This window comes from Mycobacterium kyogaense (assembly GCF_036946525.1).
In the GTDB taxonomy this organism is placed as follows: domain Bacteria; phylum Actinomycetota; class Actinomycetes; order Mycobacteriales; family Mycobacteriaceae; genus Mycobacterium; species Mycobacterium kyogaense_A.
The window spans coordinates 143,986-162,347 of record NZ_JAQIIY010000012.1; the positions used below are offsets into that span (position 1 = coordinate 143,986).

General features: G+C 68.1%; 20 protein-coding genes. 13 read left to right on the forward strand and 7 right to left on the reverse strand.

Annotated elements, in window-relative coordinates; all coding sequences use genetic code 11:
- Window positions 1-10 precede the first annotated feature (10 nt).
- Both PGN37_RS11155 and PGN37_RS11160 read left to right on the forward strand, forming a co-directional pair.
- The gene (locus tag PGN37_RS11155) at window positions 11-1,465 is read left to right on the forward strand and encodes a flavin-containing monooxygenase (protein WP_335331090.1); all 1,455 of its coding nucleotides are present in this window, start codon (window positions 11-13) and stop codon (window positions 1,463-1,465) included.
- Window positions 1,462-2,337 (forward strand): N-acyl homoserine lactonase family protein, encoded by an 876-nt coding sequence (locus tag PGN37_RS11160; RefSeq protein ID WP_335331091.1) that lies wholly within the window; start codon window positions 1,462-1,464, stop codon window positions 2,335-2,337. The genes PGN37_RS11155 and PGN37_RS11160 overlap by 4 nt, the downstream gene beginning before the upstream one ends.
- 9 nt (window positions 2,338-2,346) lie before the next feature.
- On the opposite strand, the gene PGN37_RS11165 is transcribed toward PGN37_RS11160, so the two are convergent.
- The 3 genes from PGN37_RS11165 to PGN37_RS11175 all read right to left on the reverse strand — a co-directional run bounded on the left by PGN37_RS11165 (window position 2,347) and on the right by PGN37_RS11175 (window position 5,765).
- On the reverse strand, window positions 2,347-3,000 hold the full coding sequence (locus tag PGN37_RS11165) for a GntR family transcriptional regulator (RefSeq protein ID WP_335331092.1): 654 nt from the start codon (window positions 2,998-3,000) through the stop codon (window positions 2,347-2,349).
- Window positions 3,001-3,096: 96 nt separating this feature from the next.
- A complete protein-coding gene (locus PGN37_RS11170) occupies window positions 3,097-4,314 on the reverse strand; it encodes a M20/M25/M40 family metallo-hydrolase (protein ID WP_335331093.1) in 1,218 nt (405 codons plus the stop codon).
- Window positions 4,311-5,765, reverse strand: coding sequence for a gamma-glutamyltransferase (locus PGN37_RS11175; protein ID WP_335331094.1), 1,455 nt, complete (start codon window positions 5,763-5,765; stop codon window positions 4,311-4,313). The genes PGN37_RS11170 and PGN37_RS11175 overlap by 4 nt, the downstream gene beginning before the upstream one ends.
- A gap of 111 nt (window positions 5,766-5,876) precedes the next feature.
- Here PGN37_RS11175 and PGN37_RS11180 point away from each other — a divergent pair, with 111 nt between their 5' ends.
- Genes PGN37_RS11180 through PGN37_RS11200 form a run of 5 tightly spaced genes read left to right on the forward strand, consistent with a single transcriptional unit; the run spans window position 5,877 to window position 10,602 of the window.
- Window positions 5,877-6,362 (forward strand): GlcG/HbpS family heme-binding protein, encoded by a 486-nt coding sequence (locus PGN37_RS11180; RefSeq protein WP_335331095.1) that lies wholly within the window; start codon window positions 5,877-5,879, stop codon window positions 6,360-6,362.
- Window positions 6,359-7,105: an SDR family NAD(P)-dependent oxidoreductase gene (locus tag PGN37_RS11185; RefSeq protein WP_335331096.1), complete on the forward strand. Its 747-nt coding sequence runs from the start codon at window positions 6,359-6,361 to the stop codon at window positions 7,103-7,105. Before PGN37_RS11180 ends, PGN37_RS11185 begins: the two co-directional genes overlap by 4 nt.
- Before the next feature lie 12 nt (window positions 7,106-7,117).
- Window positions 7,118-8,338, forward strand: a complete 1,221-nt coding sequence (locus PGN37_RS11190) for a diaminopropionate ammonia-lyase (protein WP_335331097.1) — start codon at window positions 7,118-7,120, stop codon at window positions 8,336-8,338.
- Between the two features lie 9 nt (window positions 8,339-8,347).
- Window positions 8,348-9,799: a purine-cytosine permease family protein gene (locus tag PGN37_RS11195; RefSeq protein ID WP_335331098.1), complete on the forward strand. Its 1,452-nt coding sequence runs from the start codon at window positions 8,348-8,350 to the stop codon at window positions 9,797-9,799.
- The gene (locus PGN37_RS11200) at window positions 9,796-10,602 is read left to right on the forward strand and encodes an SDR family NAD(P)-dependent oxidoreductase (protein ID WP_335331099.1); all 807 of its coding nucleotides are present in this window, start codon (window positions 9,796-9,798) and stop codon (window positions 10,600-10,602) included. The genes PGN37_RS11195 and PGN37_RS11200 overlap by 4 nt, the downstream gene beginning before the upstream one ends.
- A 50-nt stretch (window positions 10,603-10,652) precedes the next feature.
- Here PGN37_RS11200 and PGN37_RS11205 read toward each other — a convergent pair whose 3' ends face one another.
- The gene (locus PGN37_RS11205) at window positions 10,653-11,357 is read right to left on the reverse strand and encodes an aspartate/glutamate racemase family protein (protein ID WP_335331100.1); all 705 of its coding nucleotides are present in this window, start codon (window positions 11,355-11,357) and stop codon (window positions 10,653-10,655) included.
- 288 nt (window positions 11,358-11,645) lie between these two features.
- On the opposite strand from PGN37_RS11205, the gene PGN37_RS11210 reads away from it, so the two are divergent.
- Genes PGN37_RS11210 through PGN37_RS11220 form a run of 3 tightly spaced genes read left to right on the forward strand, consistent with a single transcriptional unit; the run spans window position 11,646 to window position 14,385 of the window.
- Window positions 11,646-12,239 carry a TetR/AcrR family transcriptional regulator gene (locus PGN37_RS11210; protein WP_335331101.1) on the forward strand — a complete coding sequence of 198 codons (594 nt, stop codon included), beginning with the start codon at window positions 11,646-11,648 and terminating at the stop codon, window positions 12,237-12,239.
- Entirely contained in the window at window positions 12,236-12,811 is a 576-nt protein-coding gene (locus tag PGN37_RS11215) for a TetR/AcrR family transcriptional regulator (RefSeq protein WP_335331102.1), read from the forward strand. Before PGN37_RS11210 ends, PGN37_RS11215 begins: the two co-directional genes overlap by 4 nt.
- The gene (locus PGN37_RS11220; protein ID WP_335331103.1) at window positions 12,808-14,385 is read left to right on the forward strand and encodes an MFS transporter; all 1,578 of its coding nucleotides are present in this window, start codon (window positions 12,808-12,810) and stop codon (window positions 14,383-14,385) included. Before PGN37_RS11215 ends, PGN37_RS11220 begins: the two co-directional genes overlap by 4 nt.
- On the opposite strand, the gene PGN37_RS11225 is transcribed toward PGN37_RS11220, so the two are convergent.
- Window positions 14,377-14,907 (reverse strand): TetR/AcrR family transcriptional regulator, encoded by a 531-nt coding sequence (locus PGN37_RS11225; protein ID WP_335331104.1) that lies wholly within the window; start codon window positions 14,905-14,907, stop codon window positions 14,377-14,379. The two genes, PGN37_RS11220 and PGN37_RS11225, sit on opposite strands and share 9 nt — an antisense overlap.
- A gap of 93 nt (window positions 14,908-15,000) precedes the next feature.
- On the opposite strand from PGN37_RS11225, the gene PGN37_RS11230 reads away from it, so the two are divergent.
- A complete protein-coding gene (locus tag PGN37_RS11230; RefSeq protein ID WP_335331105.1) occupies window positions 15,001-15,279 on the forward strand; it encodes a hypothetical protein in 279 nt (92 codons plus the stop codon).
- 2 nt (window positions 15,280-15,281) lie between these two features.
- Here PGN37_RS11230 and PGN37_RS11235 read toward each other — a convergent pair whose 3' ends face one another.
- Together PGN37_RS11235 and PGN37_RS11240 are read right to left on the reverse strand one after the other, a co-directional pair.
- Window positions 15,282-16,214 (reverse strand): mechanosensitive ion channel family protein, encoded by a 933-nt coding sequence (locus PGN37_RS11235; protein WP_335331106.1) that lies wholly within the window; start codon window positions 16,212-16,214, stop codon window positions 15,282-15,284.
- A gap of 184 nt (window positions 16,215-16,398) precedes the next feature.
- Complete coding sequence (locus PGN37_RS11240; protein ID WP_335331107.1) at window positions 16,399-17,490, reverse strand: PE-PPE domain-containing protein; 1,092 nt, start codon at window positions 17,488-17,490, stop codon at window positions 16,399-16,401.
- 279 nt (window positions 17,491-17,769) lie between these two features.
- Here PGN37_RS11240 and PGN37_RS11245 point away from each other — a divergent pair, with 279 nt between their 5' ends.
- Together PGN37_RS11245 and PGN37_RS11250 are read left to right on the forward strand one after the other, a co-directional pair.
- Complete coding sequence (locus tag PGN37_RS11245) at window positions 17,770-18,072, forward strand: WXG100 family type VII secretion target (protein WP_335331108.1); 303 nt, start codon at window positions 17,770-17,772, stop codon at window positions 18,070-18,072.
- Window positions 18,072-18,359 (forward strand): WXG100 family type VII secretion target, encoded by a 288-nt coding sequence (locus tag PGN37_RS11250; RefSeq protein ID WP_335331109.1) that lies wholly within the window; start codon window positions 18,072-18,074, stop codon window positions 18,357-18,359. The genes PGN37_RS11245 and PGN37_RS11250 overlap by 1 nt, the downstream gene beginning before the upstream one ends.
- Window positions 18,360-18,362: the final 3 nt, after the last annotated feature.

Sequence of the window (18,362 nt, forward strand, 5' to 3'; positions counted from 1 at the left end):
AAGGCGCCCCATGCCCCGAGCCACCCCGCCCCGCGTCGCGATCATCGGTGCCGGCTTCGCCGGCATCGTCGTCGCCATCAAACTGCAGCGGGCCGGTATCGACCACGTCATCTTCGAGCGGTCCGACGGCGTGGGCGGCACGTGGTGGGACAACCGGTACCCCGGTGCGGAAACCGATGCGGCATCGCATCTGTACGCCTACTCGTTCGCGCCGTACGACTGGAGCCGGACGCATGTCCGCCGCGCCGAGATCCAGCAGTACCTCGAGCATGTCGCCGAGTCGTTCGGGGTGATGAGTTCCATCCGCTTCAAGGAAACCGTGGATTCGGTGACGTGGGACGACGGGTCGAGCGAGTACATCGTGCGCACCGCCGGCGGCGAGGCCGAGCGTTTCGCGTTCGTGGTGTCGTGTGTCGGCCTGTTCGCAGCACCGCAGTACCCGACGTGGCCGGGGCTCGAGGAGTTCGGCGGCGACGTGGTGCACACCGCCGAATGGGACGAGACGCTCGACGTCTCGGGCAAGCGGGTCGCCGTGGTCGGGACGGGTTCCAGCGCCGCCCAGGTCGTGCCGACGGTGGCGCCGCATGCCCAGTCCGTCACCGTGTATCAGCGTCAACCCGGGTGGGTGCTACCCAAGGGTGATCGCGACTTCGCCCCGTGGGAGCGGCGGGTGTTCTCCTGGCCGATCACGCAGCGGCTCAACCGTATTCGTCTTTACGTGCGCCAGGAGCGCCGGGAATGGCACGGCGCGGTGTTCCGCCCGGGCAGCAGGATGAACCGGCGCTGGGAGACCATGGCCCGGCAGTACCTGGCGGAGGTGTTCGCCGAACGGCCCGATCTCGCCGAGGCACTGACCCCCGACTACGCATTCGCCGGCAAGCGCACGGTGGTCTCGAGCGACTTCTACCCGGCGCTGCTGCGCGACGACGTGCATCTGGTGCCGCGCGCCGTGGTCTCCTGCACACGCAGCGGGATCATCGACAGCGACGGCGTGGAGCGGGAGGCCGACGTGCTGGTTCTGGCCACCGGCTACGTTGCAACGAGATTCCTTGCCTCCCTGAAGATCACCGGACGAGGCGGCACGGATCTGAGCACTGTGTGGGGCCCGGATCCGTTCGCACTGGCCGGGATGATGGTTCCCGGTTTTCCGAACTTCTTCATCATGTACGGGCCCAACACCAACGGTGGCCTGACCGTCTCGAATTTCGAGCACGAGGCCGACTTCGTCGTCCATCAGATCCGGCGGGTGCTGACGAAGGGCAAGTCCGTGGTGGACGCGCGCGAGCGGGTGTCGGCGGTGTACAACCGGTGGGTGCAGCACCGGATCAGCAGCACCGCCTGGGTGGACGGGAGTAACTACTTCGCGTCGTCGACAGGCCGGATCGTGACCCAGTGGCCCGAGGGTGCGGCAGTGTATGCGCTTGTGCTGCTTGGTCTCCGGCGCCTGGGTACGCGGGTGTCGTGACGGTGGTGAAGGGCGGGCAGGCCGCACGCATGTTCCTGCTCCAGTACGGCGCGGAGCGGGTGCCGCGCTCGCTGTCGTTGCGCGGCGGGTCAGCCGATCTCGGGTGGGAGCCGCTGTTCGGCGTTCTGGTCGACACAGGTGACGGCTGGGTGCTGTTCGACACCGGGATGGCCCGCGAGGCCCTCGACGCGGACGTCACTCAGGACAGCTACCGGGCCGCGGCGGTCGACGCGGGCGCGGACCCGGACAGTGCCACCTGGTCGTTGCATCCCGAGCCGCCGGACCCGACGCGCTGGAACTGGGGTCTCGAGGGCGATCCGCTGATCGCCGCCCTGGCTACGGTCGGCCTGGCCGTCGACGATCTGCACCTGGCGGTGATCAGCCACCTGCACCTGGATCACTCCGGCGGTATCCCATTGCTGGCGCGGGCCGGCGTCCCGGTCGCGATCCACCGGGCCGAGCTCGATTTCGCCCGCAGCGGTGATGCGTTGTTCGAGGAGGGTTTTCGCGCGGAAGACTGGTCTGATCCACGTACACGCTGGCAGGTGTTGGGTGACGACACCGACATCGCACCGGGAGTCCGGGTGCTGTCCACACCCGGGCACACACCCGGCCACGTGTCGCTACGGGTCACCCTTCGCGACACCGGCACCTGGATCTTCGCAGCGGACGCCGCCGATCTCGGCCAGAATCTGCTCGACCGGGTGCCGTGCGGTTACTGCGCGGGCGGCACGACCGCCGACGAGAAGGCGGCGGACGCGTCGCTGCAGCGACTCCTCGCCGACGCCGCCGACCATGACGCCCGGCTTATCCCCGGTCACGACCAATTGATGTTCAACGCGATCCGGCATCCGCGGGACGGGCATCGCTGACCTACGTCGTCAGCGGTCGAACAGCAGCGCGGCCACCGCCTTGCCGGTGTCCTCGATGTGCTTGTGCGCCACACGATCCGCGGCATCTGCATCCTGTGCCCGCACGTGCTCGAGCACCGCTTCGTGGACGTGACGCCAGTCCTCGCCGAGCTGGTGCTCGACAGTCGAGAAGTAGAAGCGGGCCCGCTTCTCCAGCACGGCCGACGTCGTGGCGAGTACCGAGTTCCTGGAGGCGGCCCGCAGCGCGGCGTAGAAGCCGGCGCCGGTAGCCGGCGCGTCGCTGGCTTCGCGACTTTCTTGAATCCGGGCGGCCAGAGCATCGAGGTCGGCGTCGGTGCGGCGCAACGCGGCCCAGCGGGCGACGAGACCCTCGACGACGGCGCGGAATTCGAAGAGCTCGTCGAGTTCTTCGGCGGTGCGTTCGCGGACATGAACACCGTGGCGGGGCTTGATGTCGACCCAGCCCGCCTCGTGCAGGGACCGCAGAGCCTCCCGCACCGGGATGCGGCTCATCCCGAACTGGGCGGCCAGGACGTCGGCGTGAATCCGTTCGCCGGGCTTGAGCTCGCCGGCGATGATCGCGCTCTCGAGCGCGTCGTGCACACGCGTGGTCAGCGTGGCGTTCGCTGGGAACGCGGGCACCAGCGGCGAGGGGCTGCTCACGACCGTCCTGTCCTGTTGTCTCGGGTCGCTCGACGTGTGCCGGGCGAAGGGGTGCACTGGTGATGAAGTATACGAATCGGCATTCTCGTCACCCCATCACGGCGCGCCCAGGTACTCCAGGGCGGCCAGCGTGTACAGCGCGGCGCACCGGAGCACCTCGTCTTCCTCGGCGTAGTCGTCGATACCTGCGGAGAGGGTCGGCTGCGGGCCGTAGCAAAGCGCCTGGACCCCCTGGCGGCGCCACCGGCTGGCATCACTGGCCGGCAGCCTGATCGCGTATGTGGGCGGTGCGCCGATGACAGCTCGGGACGCGACGTCCCAGGCGCGGGTCAGTGACGCCTCCGGCGCCGTCCAGTTCGCGTCCCAGCCCTTCATCTGCCGGACCCGCACCGACTCGACGTTCGCGACCGCGTCCTCGACCAGCGCGAGCGCCTCGCCGGTCGTGATGCCGGGCGGCAGGCGAAGATCGACCTCGGCTCTGGCGTGGGTGGCCATCTGACCGACGAAGGTGCCGGCGGCCACGGTGCCGACGTTGGACGACAAGACCAGTCCGGCGTCCGGGGCCTCACTCGACATCACCGCGAGCTCCGGCGGCAACGATCCGGTCTTGCCGTTGAGGGCGTCGATGCGGGACACCGCCTCCGCGATGCGCGCGGAGGCGGAGCGGCCCCGCTGCACGGCCGACGAGTGACCCGCGGGCCCCTGGGCGCTCACCTCCACCCAGAGAACGCCCTTCTCCCCGAGCGCCAGACGCCGGTAGCCCGGTCCTTCGCCGCAGATGAGCGCGTCGCCCAGCAGGTCAGGATGCTCGCGCAAGAGGTAGGCCGCACCGTTGTCACCGAACACCACTTCGTCGCTGACGGCGGTGAATGTGATTCTGCCGCACCAGGTGTCCCGCTGTTCGGCGAGCAGCGCAGCGGCCGTCACCATCGCGGCCACTGCGCCCTTCATGTTCCCCATCCCGAGCCCGTACAGCCGGCCGTCGACGCGGGTGAGCTCCCAGACCGGCTGGCTCCAGGCGGACTCGTCGCCCGGCGGCATGGTGTCGAGGTGGACGTTCAACACCAGATGCGGACCTGGCCGGCCGGAGTCGAGCTCGGCCAGCACCGACGGCATGGTCGGCAGGAGGCGCTCCTGACGGGAACGGATGCCGCGCTCGGCGAGGGCGCGCGACACCACGTCGGCCACCTCCCGCGTATCGCCGTCGGGGTTCACGCTGGGCGCGGCCACCAGCTGCGCGCACAGCTCCACGATCGCCTCGCGTTGTCCGCTGATCGTGTCCAGCAGCTGCGACGTCACGCCGGTCTGGGTCATGCGGCTCCTCGTGTGTCGGTCTCTCGCCGCCAGTCGGCGACGGCGTGCGGGGTGGGGTCGGTGCCGGCGGCGACAACGGCTCCGAAGACGTCGGCGCCCGGGGTCCGGGCAACGATGCGGTGGCCCCGCTCGGCGAGCGCATCAGCCCGGGGATGTCCCTCTTCAATGAGCAGGTCGCCGTCCTGACTGCGCCAGCGCAGCGCGCCCACGGCGTCGGAGAGGGCGGTCGCGCTGAGGTCGCGCGCCACGAGTACCTGCAACAGGGTCTGGATCTGACCGTCGGCGCCCGGCGTCGCGATGCCGAGCACGCCGTGGGCCGAGGTCACCATCGCCGGTGCGAGCGTGTGCACGGGGCGCTTCCCCGGCGCTGCGCTGTTGTCGCCGTCGGTGAACCCCGCGGCGCGGTTGTTCAGGACGATGCCCAACTCGGGCACGAACACTCCGGAGCCGAAGTCGTCGAAGACACTCACCAGTGACGAGACGACCTGACCGTCGGCGTCGACGGTCGCGACTCCAGCGGTGTGCAGGTAGGCGCGCGGTCCGGCGCGTCCTGATGCCCGCTCGTGGTCGACGTCGAGATCGACGTCGAGGAGCTCAGCTCCCCTGCCGCACGAGGAGCGGTGCTCGAACGCCGCCCCGGTGATCTCCACGAGGAGGTGGTCGTCGACGGGGATGCCGCGCGCGGCCATCCGGCGCACCTCCTGCAGCGCCAGCGCCAGGAGAACGCCCTGCGACATCGGCGGTTGGACGTGGACTGCTCCGTCGCTCCACGGCACGGAAATCGTTGGTGGACAGGGGGTGTCGTGCCCGGCCAGATCCAGCTGGTCAAGTGATCCACCGCAGCGACGGACCGCGTCGACAAGAGCGACCGCTCCCCGTCCCTCGTAGAAGGCGTCGCGGCCCATGCCCCCGATCCGCCCGAGCAGCTCCGCCAGTTCCGGTTGCTTCCACAGTCCGTCAGCGGCCGTCAGCAGCGACCAGTCCGCCGCACCACCGTGCTCCAGCCGTGCATGCTGTTGGTCGACCGCCGCGATCAGGCTCGCCTCCGGGACGATCCCTCCATCCGCGAGCTCGATGGCCGGCGCCAGCAGTTCGCTCAGCGGCAACCGTCCCCATCGCGCACTCAGCGTGACCCAGCCGTCGACCAGTCCGGGAACAGTGACCGACGAGCCGCCCGATGCTTCGGGTTGCGACGTCAGGGCGCGGGGGCTGCGTCCGGTGCCGTTCACCGCCGAGACGCGGCCGCGGTCATGCACCAGGGCCAGCACGTCACCGCCGAGCCCCGCCGCCTGCGGGAGCACCACACTGATCACCGCCTGCGCGGCGATCGCAGCATCCACCGCACTGCCGCCCTGCTCGAGCACGCGCACCGCGGCGCCGGTCGCCAGGGGGTGCGCCGTCGATGCTGCGCCACGAGTGCTCGACGACTCTGATGCGCGGTGCTTGGGCATGCAGTGCTCGGACGGGGCCAACGATCGTCTCCAGATCTTCGCGAGGGCTTGCCAAATGAACCTCTGAGATAGAATATAAAACATCTCAACGGCGATCGTGAAGGAGTCGACATGACTCAGACTGTGGCCGCGCAGACCGCGGCCGATGCCCCCGACCTGGTACGAGCGTCCGACATGTCGCTCGCCGTCGCCGAGCGACTGCTCGCCGGAGTCAAGGCGCAGGCATCGGCTCGGGGTCTACGGCTGGCGGCAGCGGTCGTCGACCGCGGGGGCAACGTGGTGGCGTCGATGCGGATGGACAACGCCCAGCTCGGAGCAAGCTCCCTGGCCCACGACAAAGCTGTGACCGCGGTGTCCTTCGGCCGACCGACGTCTGCGTGGACCGCCAGCAGCGCACCGGGCGGCAGCGACTGGGGACTGGCCCACACACTCGGCGGTCATGCCGTCGTCTTTCCCGGCGGGGTGCCGGTGTTCTCCGACGCCGAGTTGGTCGGCGGATTGGGTGTGAGTGGTGCGGCGTCCGAGGTCGACGCCGCCTGTGCCACGCACGCCGTGACGGAACAGCGCCTCACAGTCGACCCCGAGAGCACCTCGTGAGCGTGGTGCTCGTCGCGGGTGGCGCCACCGGCATCGGCGCCGCGGCCGTGCGGGGATTTCGCGAGCGCGGTGACCGCGTGCTTCTTGCCGACCGCAACGATGAGGCGGGCCGGGCCCTGGTCAACGAGGACCTACCGGGCGAGGCCATGTTCCTGCACAGTGACTTCACCGAATGCGATGCCGCCGAAGCTGCCGTCGAGGCCGCCGTCAGCTTCGGCGTCGGCTCCCTCGATGTCATCTTCTACAACGCTGCGGTGCTCGAGGCGCACCCTCTCGGTGAGTGGACTGCCTCGGATTGGGACCGCAGCGCGGCCGTCAATCTGCGTGCCCCGTTCCTGATGTCGCAGGCGGCGGCCCCGCATCTGCGAAAGTCGGAGCAGGGCCGAATCATTCTCACGTCGTCGACAGGCGCATTCCGGGGGCACGCGGGTATGCCTGCCTACCACGCCACCAAGGCGGGTCTTCTCGGGATGGTCCGCGCGCTGGCCGACGAACTCGGGCCCGATGGCGTCACTGTCAATGCGGTGTGTCCCGGGTGGGTGGACACGGCCTTCAACGACTCCTTCTGGGCTCATCAACACGACCCCGGCCGCGCACGTGACGACCTCACCGGGAGCATTCCGCTACGCAGGCAAGCCGATCCAGACGACGTGACAGGTGTGTTGTTGTTCCTCGCCTCGGCCGCGTCGTCGTACATCACCGGCCAGGCGCTGGTGGTCGACGGCGGCTACACCTCGGTCTGAAAGGACGCGCACATGACCGACGTCGAGATCTACCTCAACCCCGCCGCGAAGCCGCGCGTGCCGACCGCCGGTTTCGACGCCGAGAGCCGCGTTCCGCAGGACACGCACCGCACGTTGCCCGGCTACCGACCGACCGCGATGCACTCCTGCCCGGGCCTCGCCGACCGGCTCGGCGTGCGCACCGTCCTGGTCAAAGACGAATCCCAGCGGCTCGGCCTGCCGTCCTTCAAGATCCTCGGCGCATCGTGGGCGGCGTTGACCACCGTGCAGGGGGCCTGGGGCCGCGATACGGACGGCCCGCTGTCCATCGACTCGGTGCGCGCGTCCATCGGTTCGACGGATGGTCGCGGCCTCGTCGCGGCCACCGACGGCAATCACGGCCGCGGGGTGGCCCGCGTCGCGACGATGCTGGGCCTGGAGTCCACCATCCTCGTTCCCGCAGGCACGTCGCAGTCCCGCATCGACGCGATCGCCTCGGAGGGTGCATCGGTCGACGTCGTGGACGGCACATACGACGACGCGATCGCCGCGTCGGCGCGCTTGGCCGACAACGACCACCTCGTGGTCTCGGACACCTCGTGGGAGGGATACACGGCCGCCCCGCGGGCCGTGGTCGAGGGTTACTCGACGCTCTTCTACGAGATCGACGACGTCATCAAGGCCCACGGCCTCCCCCGGCCCGATGTCGTTGCGCTGCAAGCTGGGGTGGGCGCCTTCGCCGCCTCGGGCCTGCGCCATTTCCGCGACGGGCGGCCGGATCCGCCCGCCACCGTGGTCGTGGAACCGGTGAGCGCCAACTGTCTGATGGCGTCTGCCCGGGCCGGCGGGCTGACGATGGTGCCCGGTCCGCACCCGTCGTCGATGGCGGGGCTCAACTGCGGCATGCCGTCGGAACTGGTGTGGCCCCTGCTTGCTGCCGGCACCGACGTGTTCGTCGGTATCGCCGACACCTACGCCGAGGAGGCGATGCGCGCCCTCGCCGACGAGGGGATCGTCGCGGGCGAATCGGGGGCGGCGGGACTCGGTGGGCTTCTGGCCCTCGCGGAGCGTGGCACGCCCGAGGAGCGTGCGCACGCCGGACTGCACACCGATGCGTGCGTACTCCTGGTGAACACCGAGGGCGCCACCGATCCGGTGAATTATCAACGCGTCGTAGGCCGCTCGCACACCGACGTCACCGAACGCCGGGACGCCCTGGTGGCGAGCAACGGCGCTGACCACCATCACCACTGAGGAGCGCACATGTCTCACACCCCGGAGACGGTTGAGTCCACCCGCCTCGAATCGAGCCACATCGACGTCATCGACGCGGATCAGCGGCACGGCAAGCCACGAGACCTCTTCACCGTCTGGTTCTCCGGCAACCTCAGCATCGGCAACGCGATCTTCGGCGCGTTGGCGATCGTCGTCGGCAACTCGTTCTGGTGGTCAGTCGTCGCGGTGCTCGTCGGCAACATCGTGGGCGGGACGTTCATGGCGCTGCACTCAGTGCAGGGGGCACGCCTCGGTGTCCCCCAACTGATCCAGAGTCGCGGCCAGTTCGGATTCCTCGGCGCCCTTCTGCCCGTGGTGCTGGCGGCCTTCCTGTACTGCGGCTTCTTCGTGGTCACCGCAGTGCTTGGCGGGCAGGCTCTTTCGGCAGCCATGCCGAACACATTCAGCGTCAACGGTGGCCTGATCGTGCTCTCGCTGATCAGCCTGGGCATCGCACTGCTGGGTTACAAGGCGATCCACGTCGCCGCGCGCTGGGCCATCTGGCCGCTGGCCGCCGCGGTCGTGGTGGTCACCATCGGATCCATCTCCCATAGCGGCATAGAACTCAGCGCCGGGCCGTTCCAACCCGGCCCGTTCTTCACCGCGGTCGGACTGATGGCGACCTTCCTGCTGACCTACGCACCGTACGTCTCCGATTACTCGCGGTACCTGCCCGTCGCGGTATCCGCCAAAGCCTGCTTCGGCTGGACGTTCAGCGGGGTGTTCGTATCGGCCACCTGGTGCAATCTGTTGGGTGTGGTGTTGGCAGCCCAGATCGGCGGCACGGACATGTTCCTCGCCACCCGAGAGGTGGTGGGAGTCGAGTGGATCGCCGTGGCCACCCTGTTGGTCACCGCACTCGCGATCGCCGGCAACAACGCGTTGAACCTCTACGGCGGCATGCTGAACCTGATCACCGCGATCTCGTCGTTCAAAGACGTCCGGCCGTCGGTCCTGGTTCGCCTCGGGTTCCTGTTGCCGACCTTCGCGATCGGGCTCTGGCTGGGCCTCACCGTCACCGACGATTTCTCCGCGCAACTGACCAACTTCCTGTCGTTCCTGACCCTCGGTTTCGTCCCGTGGGGTGCTATCAACCTTCTCGACTTCTACTTCGTGAGGCACGGAAGCTACGACGTGACAGCGTTTTTCACACGCCGCGGAGGCGTCTACAACCATGACCCAGCCACCTGGACATACGGTGGGGTGAACTTCCAGGCCTTCGTCGCCTACGCGGTAGGGGTGGCTGTGTCCCTGCCCTTCGTGAACAACGGCTGGTACGCCGGCCCTATCGCCCAGCAGCTGGGAGGGGCAGACCTGTCCTGGGTGCCGGGCCTGCTCGTCACCGGCGCCGTCTACCTCGGCGTGACCAAACTCGCTGGGGCGCAGCGCACCCCGTCTGCCACATCGCTCAACACCGCAATCCCGGGAGGTGCACGATGACCGCGGCGCCCCAGTCACTGCTGCACGGCCGCACCGCGGTGGTCACCGGCGCCGCGCGCGGAATCGGTTTGAGTATCGCCACCCGCTTCGCCGCCCACGGCGCTGCGGTGGCGCTAATCGATCTCGACGGGGATCAGACACGCGATGCTGCCCGTCAGGTCGAGGAATCGACAGGCGGCCGCGCCGTGGGGTTCGCCGCTGACGTGACCGACGCCGCGCAGCTGCGCGGCGCGGCCGACGAGATCGAGGCGAGTCTCGGACCGGTCGATGTGGTCGTGCCGAACGCCGGCATCTTGGTGCTCAAGACCGCGCTGGAGATCGAGCCTCAGGAGTTCGACGCTGTACTGCGCGTGAATCTGACCGGAGCCTTTCTCACCGCGGTCGAGTTCGCGCGCCGGATGCCCGGCAGTGAAGCCGACGGCCGGATCATCTTCACGTCGTCGCTGTTCGGACTTCGTGGCGGAGTGGGCAATTCCGCCTATGCCGCATCGAAATTCGGCATCATCGGCTTAGCGCAGAGCATGGCCGCCGAGCTCGCCCCGGCCGGCATACGGGTCAACAGTGTGTGTCCCGGCCAGATCGAGTCAGCGATGATTCGGCAGTTGTTCTCCGACCGCGCCGCCGCCAACGGCACCGATCCCGACGCGGAGCGCGCGGCATTCGCCCGCCACATTCCGCTCGGCGGTCTCGGCGACCCCGACGACGTCGCGGACACCTACGTCTACCTCGCCTCGTCGCTCAGCCGTTACGTCACCGGCCAGCACATCGTCGTCGACGGTGGCTGGAGCGTCGGTTCCGCCTGAGGTGAAAGCCGCCAGATGACCCGTGTGCGACGTGCCGGGGATCGATGAGGCTAATGACCTGGAGCCCCAGTTGGACCGAGCGCGAAGTCCACGGCCGCCTGCGCGTGAAGCAGCGTCGTCGGAAACACCGGCACCGCAACGTCATCGGGGCCGAGGAGCAGTTCGACCTCGGTGCAGCCGAAAATCACGCCCTGCACTCCGGCCATCCGGGCGACGACGTCACGGTAGAGCGCCCGCGACTCGTCGCGAACGACGTTGTGGCACAACTCGTCGTAGATGATCCGGCTGACCGCAGCGCGGTCGTCGGCGTCCGGTGTGACGACCTCGACCCCGAACGACGCGAAGCGAGAGACGTAGAAGGACTGCTCCATCGTGAAAGCGGTGGCCAACAAGCCGACTCGGGTCAGCCCGGCCGCAGCGACGGCCCGCGCTGTCGTGTCCGCGATGTGCAGGAACGGCACCGTGACGGCTGCTTCGATGGCCGGGGCGACGTAGTGCATGGTGTTGGTGCACAGCACCAGCGCATCGGCGCCGGCGACCTCCAGTCGTCGCGCCTCGTCGGTGAGCCGCGCGGCAACGCCGTCCCAGTCCCCTGCGAGTTTGAGTGTCTCGATCTCGCCGAAATCGACCGACGAGACAACGATGCGTGCGGAATGCAATCCGCCGAGACGATCGGAGACGAGTTCGTTGATCACCCGGTAGTAGTGCGCGGTGCTGACCCAGCTCATCCCGCCGATCAGGCCCAACGTGTGCACACCGCAAGGATAGGAGCGACGGCGCCGGCCCCGAAGGCCGCTGCTCCCCCATCCACGAACATCAGGACCGGCGCGTCACTGCAGAAGGCTTCGCTCAACCCCTCACTGCGCGCGCCTCGACAGTCCCGACGAGTGAAACCAAGAGCATCGTACATAAACATCGCCGTTTCTGAGAAACATAAGGGATTGCACGTCGCCGGGCTCGAGGTCAGCCCCACCTATACTGCGGATGCCCTCGCATCTGCTGAGCCCAGGCCGATGCTGCACCGTTCACAAGGGAGCGACCCAGTGTCCGAGCGGCTCGCCGCCGGCCGCCATCACCTCAGCCGAGCAGAGGTGGCGGCCCATCAGAAGCAGCGCCTGTACAAGGCGTTGGCGACGGTGATGACGGCCAACGGGTACAGCAACACCTCCGTCGACGACGTGATCAAAGAAGCCAAGGTCTCCCGCGCCACGTTCTACGAGCATTTCGATTCCAAGCAGGACCTCTTCATGTCCGGCTACGGGCGGATGCAACGCCACGTCATCGACGCGATCCGCTCCGTGCCGGTCGACGGCACACCCATGGCGCGGTTCGCTGTGATGCTGGACCGCTACCTGGGCTTCATCGCTCTCGATCCGGCGACCGCCCGGCTGTATCTCCTCGAGGTCTACGCCGCAGGCCCGGACGCGATGCGCCGCCGCGTGGAATTGCAGCAGGAGTTCGTCACCGGGGTCGCGCAGATCTTCGACGCCCGCGACGACGCGACGCAGTTCGCCTGCCAGGCGCTGGTCGCGGCGGTGTCGACGCTGGTGACCAACGCTCTGACCCGCGGGGACGACGTCACCGCGCTGCGCGAACCGATCCTGGAGTACACAGCACGCGTGATGGGCCACGGATGACCGAAGTGCCACTCGGGCTGAGGGAACGCAAGAAGTCCCAGACCCGCCGGGCGATCCGCCGCGCGGCGTTCGCGCTGTTCACCACCCAGGGTTTCAACGCGACCACCGTCGAGCAGATCGCGGAGGCCGCAGAGGTCTCCCCGCGAACCTTCTACCGCTACTTCGGGATCAAGGAAGCGGTACTGATCTCCACTGACCACTCACCGCTGATCGTGGCGGCGTTTCGCGCGGCCCCGCGGCACCTGACGCCGATCGCCGCCTACAAGCACGCGGTCTCCGAGGTGTTCAGCGGGCTGTCCCCCGAAGACCGGGAGGACGACCTCATCGGGCAGAAGTTGCTCTATCAGGTGCCCGAGGCCCACGGGCTGATCTACGTCGAGTTCATCAAGCTCATCAATCTCATCACCGATGCCCTGGCCGACCGGCTCGAGGAGCCGACCCCCGAGGACGAGCGGCGGGTGCTGGCCGGCGCGATGGTCGGTGTCATCTTCGGCGCCGCCCACAACACGCCGCTGCCCGAGCACGCGGTCCCGCACGCGCTCAAGATTCTCGACGCAAAATTGTCGACGTGACGAGTTCGACCTGGGCGCCGCTACGGTCACCGGTCTTCCGTGCGCTGTGGATCGCGCAGTTGGTCTCGAACCTGGGCACGTGGATGCAGACCGTCGGCGCCCAGTGGATGCTCGTCGGCGATCCGCGCGCCGATGTGCTGGTTCCGCTGGTGCAGACCGCGACGACGCTGCCGGTGATGCTGCTGGCACTGCCCTCCGGTGTGCTGGCCGACCTGGTGGATCGGCGGCGGCTGCTGCTCGCGACGCAAGGCGCGATGGCCGCCGGGGTGGCGTTCCTGGCGGCGTTGACGGGGTTCGGGCTGACGACGCCCGCGGTGCTGCTGATCATCCTGTTCGTGATCGGCTGCGGACAGGCACTGACGATGCCCGCCTGGCAAGCGATCCAGCCGGATCTCGTTCCACCACAACAAATTCCGGCCGCCGCCGCGCTGGGCAGCATGAGCATGAACGGCGCCAGGGCGATCGGGCCCGCGATCGCGGGCGCGCTGGTGTCGCTGGCCGGGCCGACGCTGGTGTTCGGGCTCAACGCGGTGTCGTTCATCGGGATCGTCGCGGTCCTGCTGTGGTGGCGCCGCCCGCCGGTGGAGCACGACTATCCGCCGGAGCGCGCGATGGCGGCGCTCAGCGCCGGCGGCCGCTTCATCCGCAGTTCGCCGATCGTGCGACGCATCCTGTTGCGCACCGCGCTGTTCATCGCGCCCGCGAGCGCGCTGTGGGGACTGCTGCCGGTGATCGCCGCCGACCAACTGCAGTTGTCTTCGGCGGGGTACGGGCTGCTGCTCGGTGCGCTCGGGGTCGGCGCTCTGCTCGGTGCGCTGGTGCTGTCCCGGCTGCGGGCGCGCTTCGGCGCGAACATGCTGCTGACGGCGGGTGCTGTCGGTTTCGCCGCGGCGACGGCGGTGCTGGCGTTGGTACCGGTGTTCGGAGCGGTGATCGCGGCGCTGGTCGTGGGCGGCGCGTCATGGCTGCTGTCGCTGTCGACGCTGAACGCGTCGATGCAGCTGAGCCTGCCGGCGTGGGTGCGGGCCCGCGGGCTGTCGGTGTACCAGCTGATCTTCATGGGCGGACAGGCGCTGGGCTCGGTGGTGTGGGGCGTACTGGCGGGTGCGACGACCAGCGTCACGAGCCTGCTGGTCAGCGTTGGCCTGTTGCTGGTGTGTGGGCTGTCGTCGCTGTGGTGGCCCCTGCATGCGAACACCGGGAACCTCGACCTCACGCCGTCGTCGCACTGGCCCGAGCCCTCGCTGGTGTTCGAGCCGGAGCCGTTGGACGGACCGGTGCTCGTGCTGACGTCGTATCGCGTGCTCCCCGAGAACGAGGAGCGCTTCATCGCCGCGATGGCGGTGCTGGGCCGCTCGCGGCAGCGCACCGGCGCGTCGCAGTGGCGGCTGTTCCGCAGCGTGGAGGAGGAGTCGACGTTCGTCGAGACGTTCGTCGTGCGCTCGTGGGGTGAGCACATGCACCAGCACTACACCCGGCTCACCAGCCAGGATCAGTTGATCGAATCCAACGTCGAGGGATTGGTCGAAGGCGCTGCGACGTCGCACCACTATCTGGCGGTCCGCTCAGCCTGAGCTGACCGCCAGCCAGAACACGTCGAACAACCGGTCCTGCCACCCGTCGGCGACCGCGCCGGTGCGGGCCCGTTCGGCGGTGTAGGCGCCGACGATCGCGTCGATCAGCGTCACCGGGTCGATCCCGGTCCAGGTCTGCGTGATAGCCGCTTCCAACGTCGCGCGCTGCTCGGCGAGGATGCGCCGGAACACCTCGGTGAAGTCGGGATCGTCATCGGTGAGCAGCGCGGCGAAGCCACCGAAGCCGATACCGCCCTCGACCGCGTCGACGGCATGGGTGATCACCCATGCGAGGAGGTCACGCGGGTCGGTCTGCGCGTCGAGTGGGGCGGCTGTGGTGATCGAGGACAGCGCGGCGGCCAGCATGTCGCGACGATCGCTGTATCGGCGGTAGATGGTCGTCTTGGCCACTCCGGAGCGCGCGGTCACGGCCTCGACCGTCACGGCCCGTGGGCCACGGGTCCGGAGCACCTCGAGTGTGGCCGCGGCGATCTTCGCGTCCACCTCAGCCCTCGTCGTCATCGTGCTCCCGTCGCCCGGAATATCCCTGCCGCACCAAACGCTACGCTGAGCGTATCGCTACGGTGTGCGTAGCGTCTTGCCGAAAGGAGAATCGTGGCGACCTTCGCCTACCTCAGTTTTTTGTTGACCTTCGTCGCGCTGGGCCTGTTCGTGCACGCACTGGCGACCGGCAGCGGCGCGGCGGTCGCGTTCGGCACGGCATTGATCGTGTTCATCGTGGCGATGATCGCGGGATCACGGCGGGGCACGCACGCCTGGTCGAAGCCTGTTCGCGAGGCGCAGATCCAGCGCTATCTGCAGCAGTACCGCGGCGTCGAGGACGTCCCCGAGGAGCTAGAGGAGATCGACCTGCCGGAGAAGCTGGCGGCGTAGAGCTACTCGGCGTTGACGGCCGCGGCGTAGCGCGACGGCGGGTACGGCAATTCGATGCCGCTCTCGTCGTAGGCGCGCAGGATTTCGCGGCGCAGCCGGCGCTGCACCGACCACTGGACACCGGGACGGGTCTTCAATGTCATCCGCAGCGTGACCTGGTCGGGACGCAACTCCTGGACCCCGAGCATCTCCGGTTCGCCGAGCACCTTGGCCGCGATCTTCGGGTCTTCGAGGGCAGTGTGGGCGGCGTCGAGGGCGACCTGTTCGGCGCGTTCGACGTCGGCGCTGAGCGCGACCGGGACCTCGATGCGGGCGACGGCGTAGTCCTGGCTCATGTTGCCGACGCGGGCGATCTCGCCGTTGCGGACGTACCAGAGGGTGCCGTCGATGTCGCGGACAGTGGTGACGCGCAACCCGACACTTTCCACCTCGCCGACAGCGTCACCGAGGTCGACGGTGTCGCCGACGCCGTATTGGTCTTCGAGCAGCATGAACACGCCGGTCACGAAATCGCGCACCAGGTTCTGCGCACCGAATCCGATCGCGAGGCCGACGACGCCGGCGGACGCGATGAACGGCGCGATGTTCACTCCGAGGACGCTCAGCACGCCGAGCACCACCCAGATCAGCAGCACGATCGACACGCTGGACTTCAGCACTGAGGCGATGGTCTGGGCCCGCTGCTGACGGCGTTCGGCGGTGCGGGCGTTGGAGGGCGCACGGTCCCGGAGACCACGCAGCAACGGTGGCTTCTTGCTCACCGCGTCGTCGTGGCTCTTGGGGTGTCGGGCGGTGGCAGCGCGGTCGATCATCCGGTGCAGCAGGAATCGTGCGATCAGCACGACCAGGATGTAGGCAACGATCCGGACGGGAACTTCGATCAGCCAGTGCCGGTTGGTCTCGGTCCATTCGAAGGCAAGGTTGTATACGTCCATCATCTCGACCGTACATTTACCCACTCCGTCGAACGCAAATCGCGTTGTGACTGAATCACTTTGGTGTGCGCGGCTTCGGCGGCACCCATGTGCGGCGAAAGCCCAGCGCTAGCGACTTTGTCGGCGTCCGGTCAGCCCTACTAACTAGTACTCCTGTGACGAGATCGACTCTATGCAGGACTAGTTACTCGTCGCCGCCGGCCGACGCCGACGACGTCGCCGCGGCGTGCTCGGGCTTGTCGGCAGTCTTCGTGTCGTCTTTGGACGTGGTGTCCTTGTCCTCGGACTCACGAGGCGGGGTGACCGAGGGGGTATCGTCCGAAGCCCCTGAAGCTGCTTGCTTTTCGGCGCGGGCCTCGGCGCGGAGACGCTTACGCTCCTCGCGGCGCTCGGCGGCCGTCTCCTTCCACGACGTCACGGAACTCTTCTCAGTGACCTTGGCGGTGGACTCGATCTTCGGCTCCGGCGCGAGGGCAGCCTCCGGAGGGGTGACCGTCGGCGTTTCTCCGGGAGGCCCGTTGAGGGTGTCCGGGATGCCGTATTCCATCGGCGTCCGCTTGTAGGCCTTGTCGATCTTGGGCCGCAGCTTGGCGTCCAGTGCCGCAACGAAGTCGGGGTCGAAGTTGAACGCGACCATCGGCTGCAGGATCGGCAGCACCTCGGTCGGAATGAGGATCGTGGTGGTGGTTCCGCCGGCCTCGTTGGTCTCGACGGTGTAGTAGGTCTTGTTGTTGCGGATGTCGAATTCGGACTGCTTCACGTGCAGGATCGCGGCGCCCATGATCGCGTTGGAGACGGCGAGCATGTTCCACGGGTTGTCCGGGAAGTCGGCGATGCCGTCGTACTGGGCCGTGACGATGATGATGTTGTACGGCGTGACGGGCACCGGGAGATTGGCCAGCTTGCCCATCCAGTGGTCGCTGGGCGATCCGTAGATGGCGACGTTCAGTTCCGACGGCGGCGGCGGTTCCTTACCGTCGGTGGTGTTCTCGCGGTCGGCTTCGAGGCGGCGCAGGACCTCCATGACGGCGGGCGCACCTTCGGAGACGCCGCCGATGGTCTTGGGTCCCGCGTACTGCGGGTCGTAGACGGCGTTGTAGAGGTTCTCGGTGCCCACCTTGACCGAGGAGTAGAACTCCTTGCCTGGGAAGGGAACGTTGACGCGGCGATCGTAGGTGGAGAAGTAGCCGCCGAAGGCGTTGGCCATCTGTTCTTCGCTGAGCTCGGCGTAGATGCCTTTACCGCCGAGAAGCAGGGCGGTCGAAGCGTTCGCCACACCTGCCGATGGCGCAATGATGAGTGCTCCGAGCAAAACGGCAAAGCGCTTCATAACCCACCCCGGTTTCTGCAGCAAAGGGTCGTACCCTGACATTTTGACGCTACTGGCGATATCGCGATGAGGAATCGGGGAATCCCCCCGTCATCAAGATCGGCGAGCCTGAAGATTTGCTGAGAGTCGCCGCGCGTACCCACACAATTCGGTGTCTAAACCCCCCGCGCGGCGGTCGTAGGCTGGTCGTCGAGCTTCCCTGTCGACCGCGAAGGAGTTCTGAACGTGTCACGTCTGCAGGTTGCGACGTCGGAGCTGGTTGCCGTGTCGGGCGAGCTCGACGTACTGGCTCAGACGCTGCGTTCTGGCCTGGGCTCTCTCGACACCGACATCTCCGAGCTGCTCGGCGGAGGCTGGTCCGGGCAAGCGGCGGCGGCCTACACCGGGGTCTGGAGGGAGTGGCATGAGGGCGCGGCTGCGGTGGCCGAGGGGCTGAGCCGGATGTCGAGCTTGCTTCAGGAGGCAGCCGAACGGTACTCATCGACCGATGAGGCCTCGGGCGACGAGGTGTCGGGAGCCGGTCTCTGATGGGTGCGTTCAGCGCCGATCCCGCCGCCCTGCTCGCCGCGGTGGACCGCATGGCCGCATTCGACTCCGAGCTGGAGGGGCACCTGGCGCAGGCCGAGAGCAGCGTGGCCAGACTCGGTACGTCGTGGCATGGGGATGCCGGTGAGGCTGAGCAGGCAGCGCAGGCACGATGGGACGAGGGCGCCCGAGAGATGCGTGATGCGTTGGCGCGCCTTCGAGCCATCGCCGAGACTGCGCACGGAAACTATTCGTCGGCGGCCCGGACGAATCTCCGTATGTGGGGTTAGTCC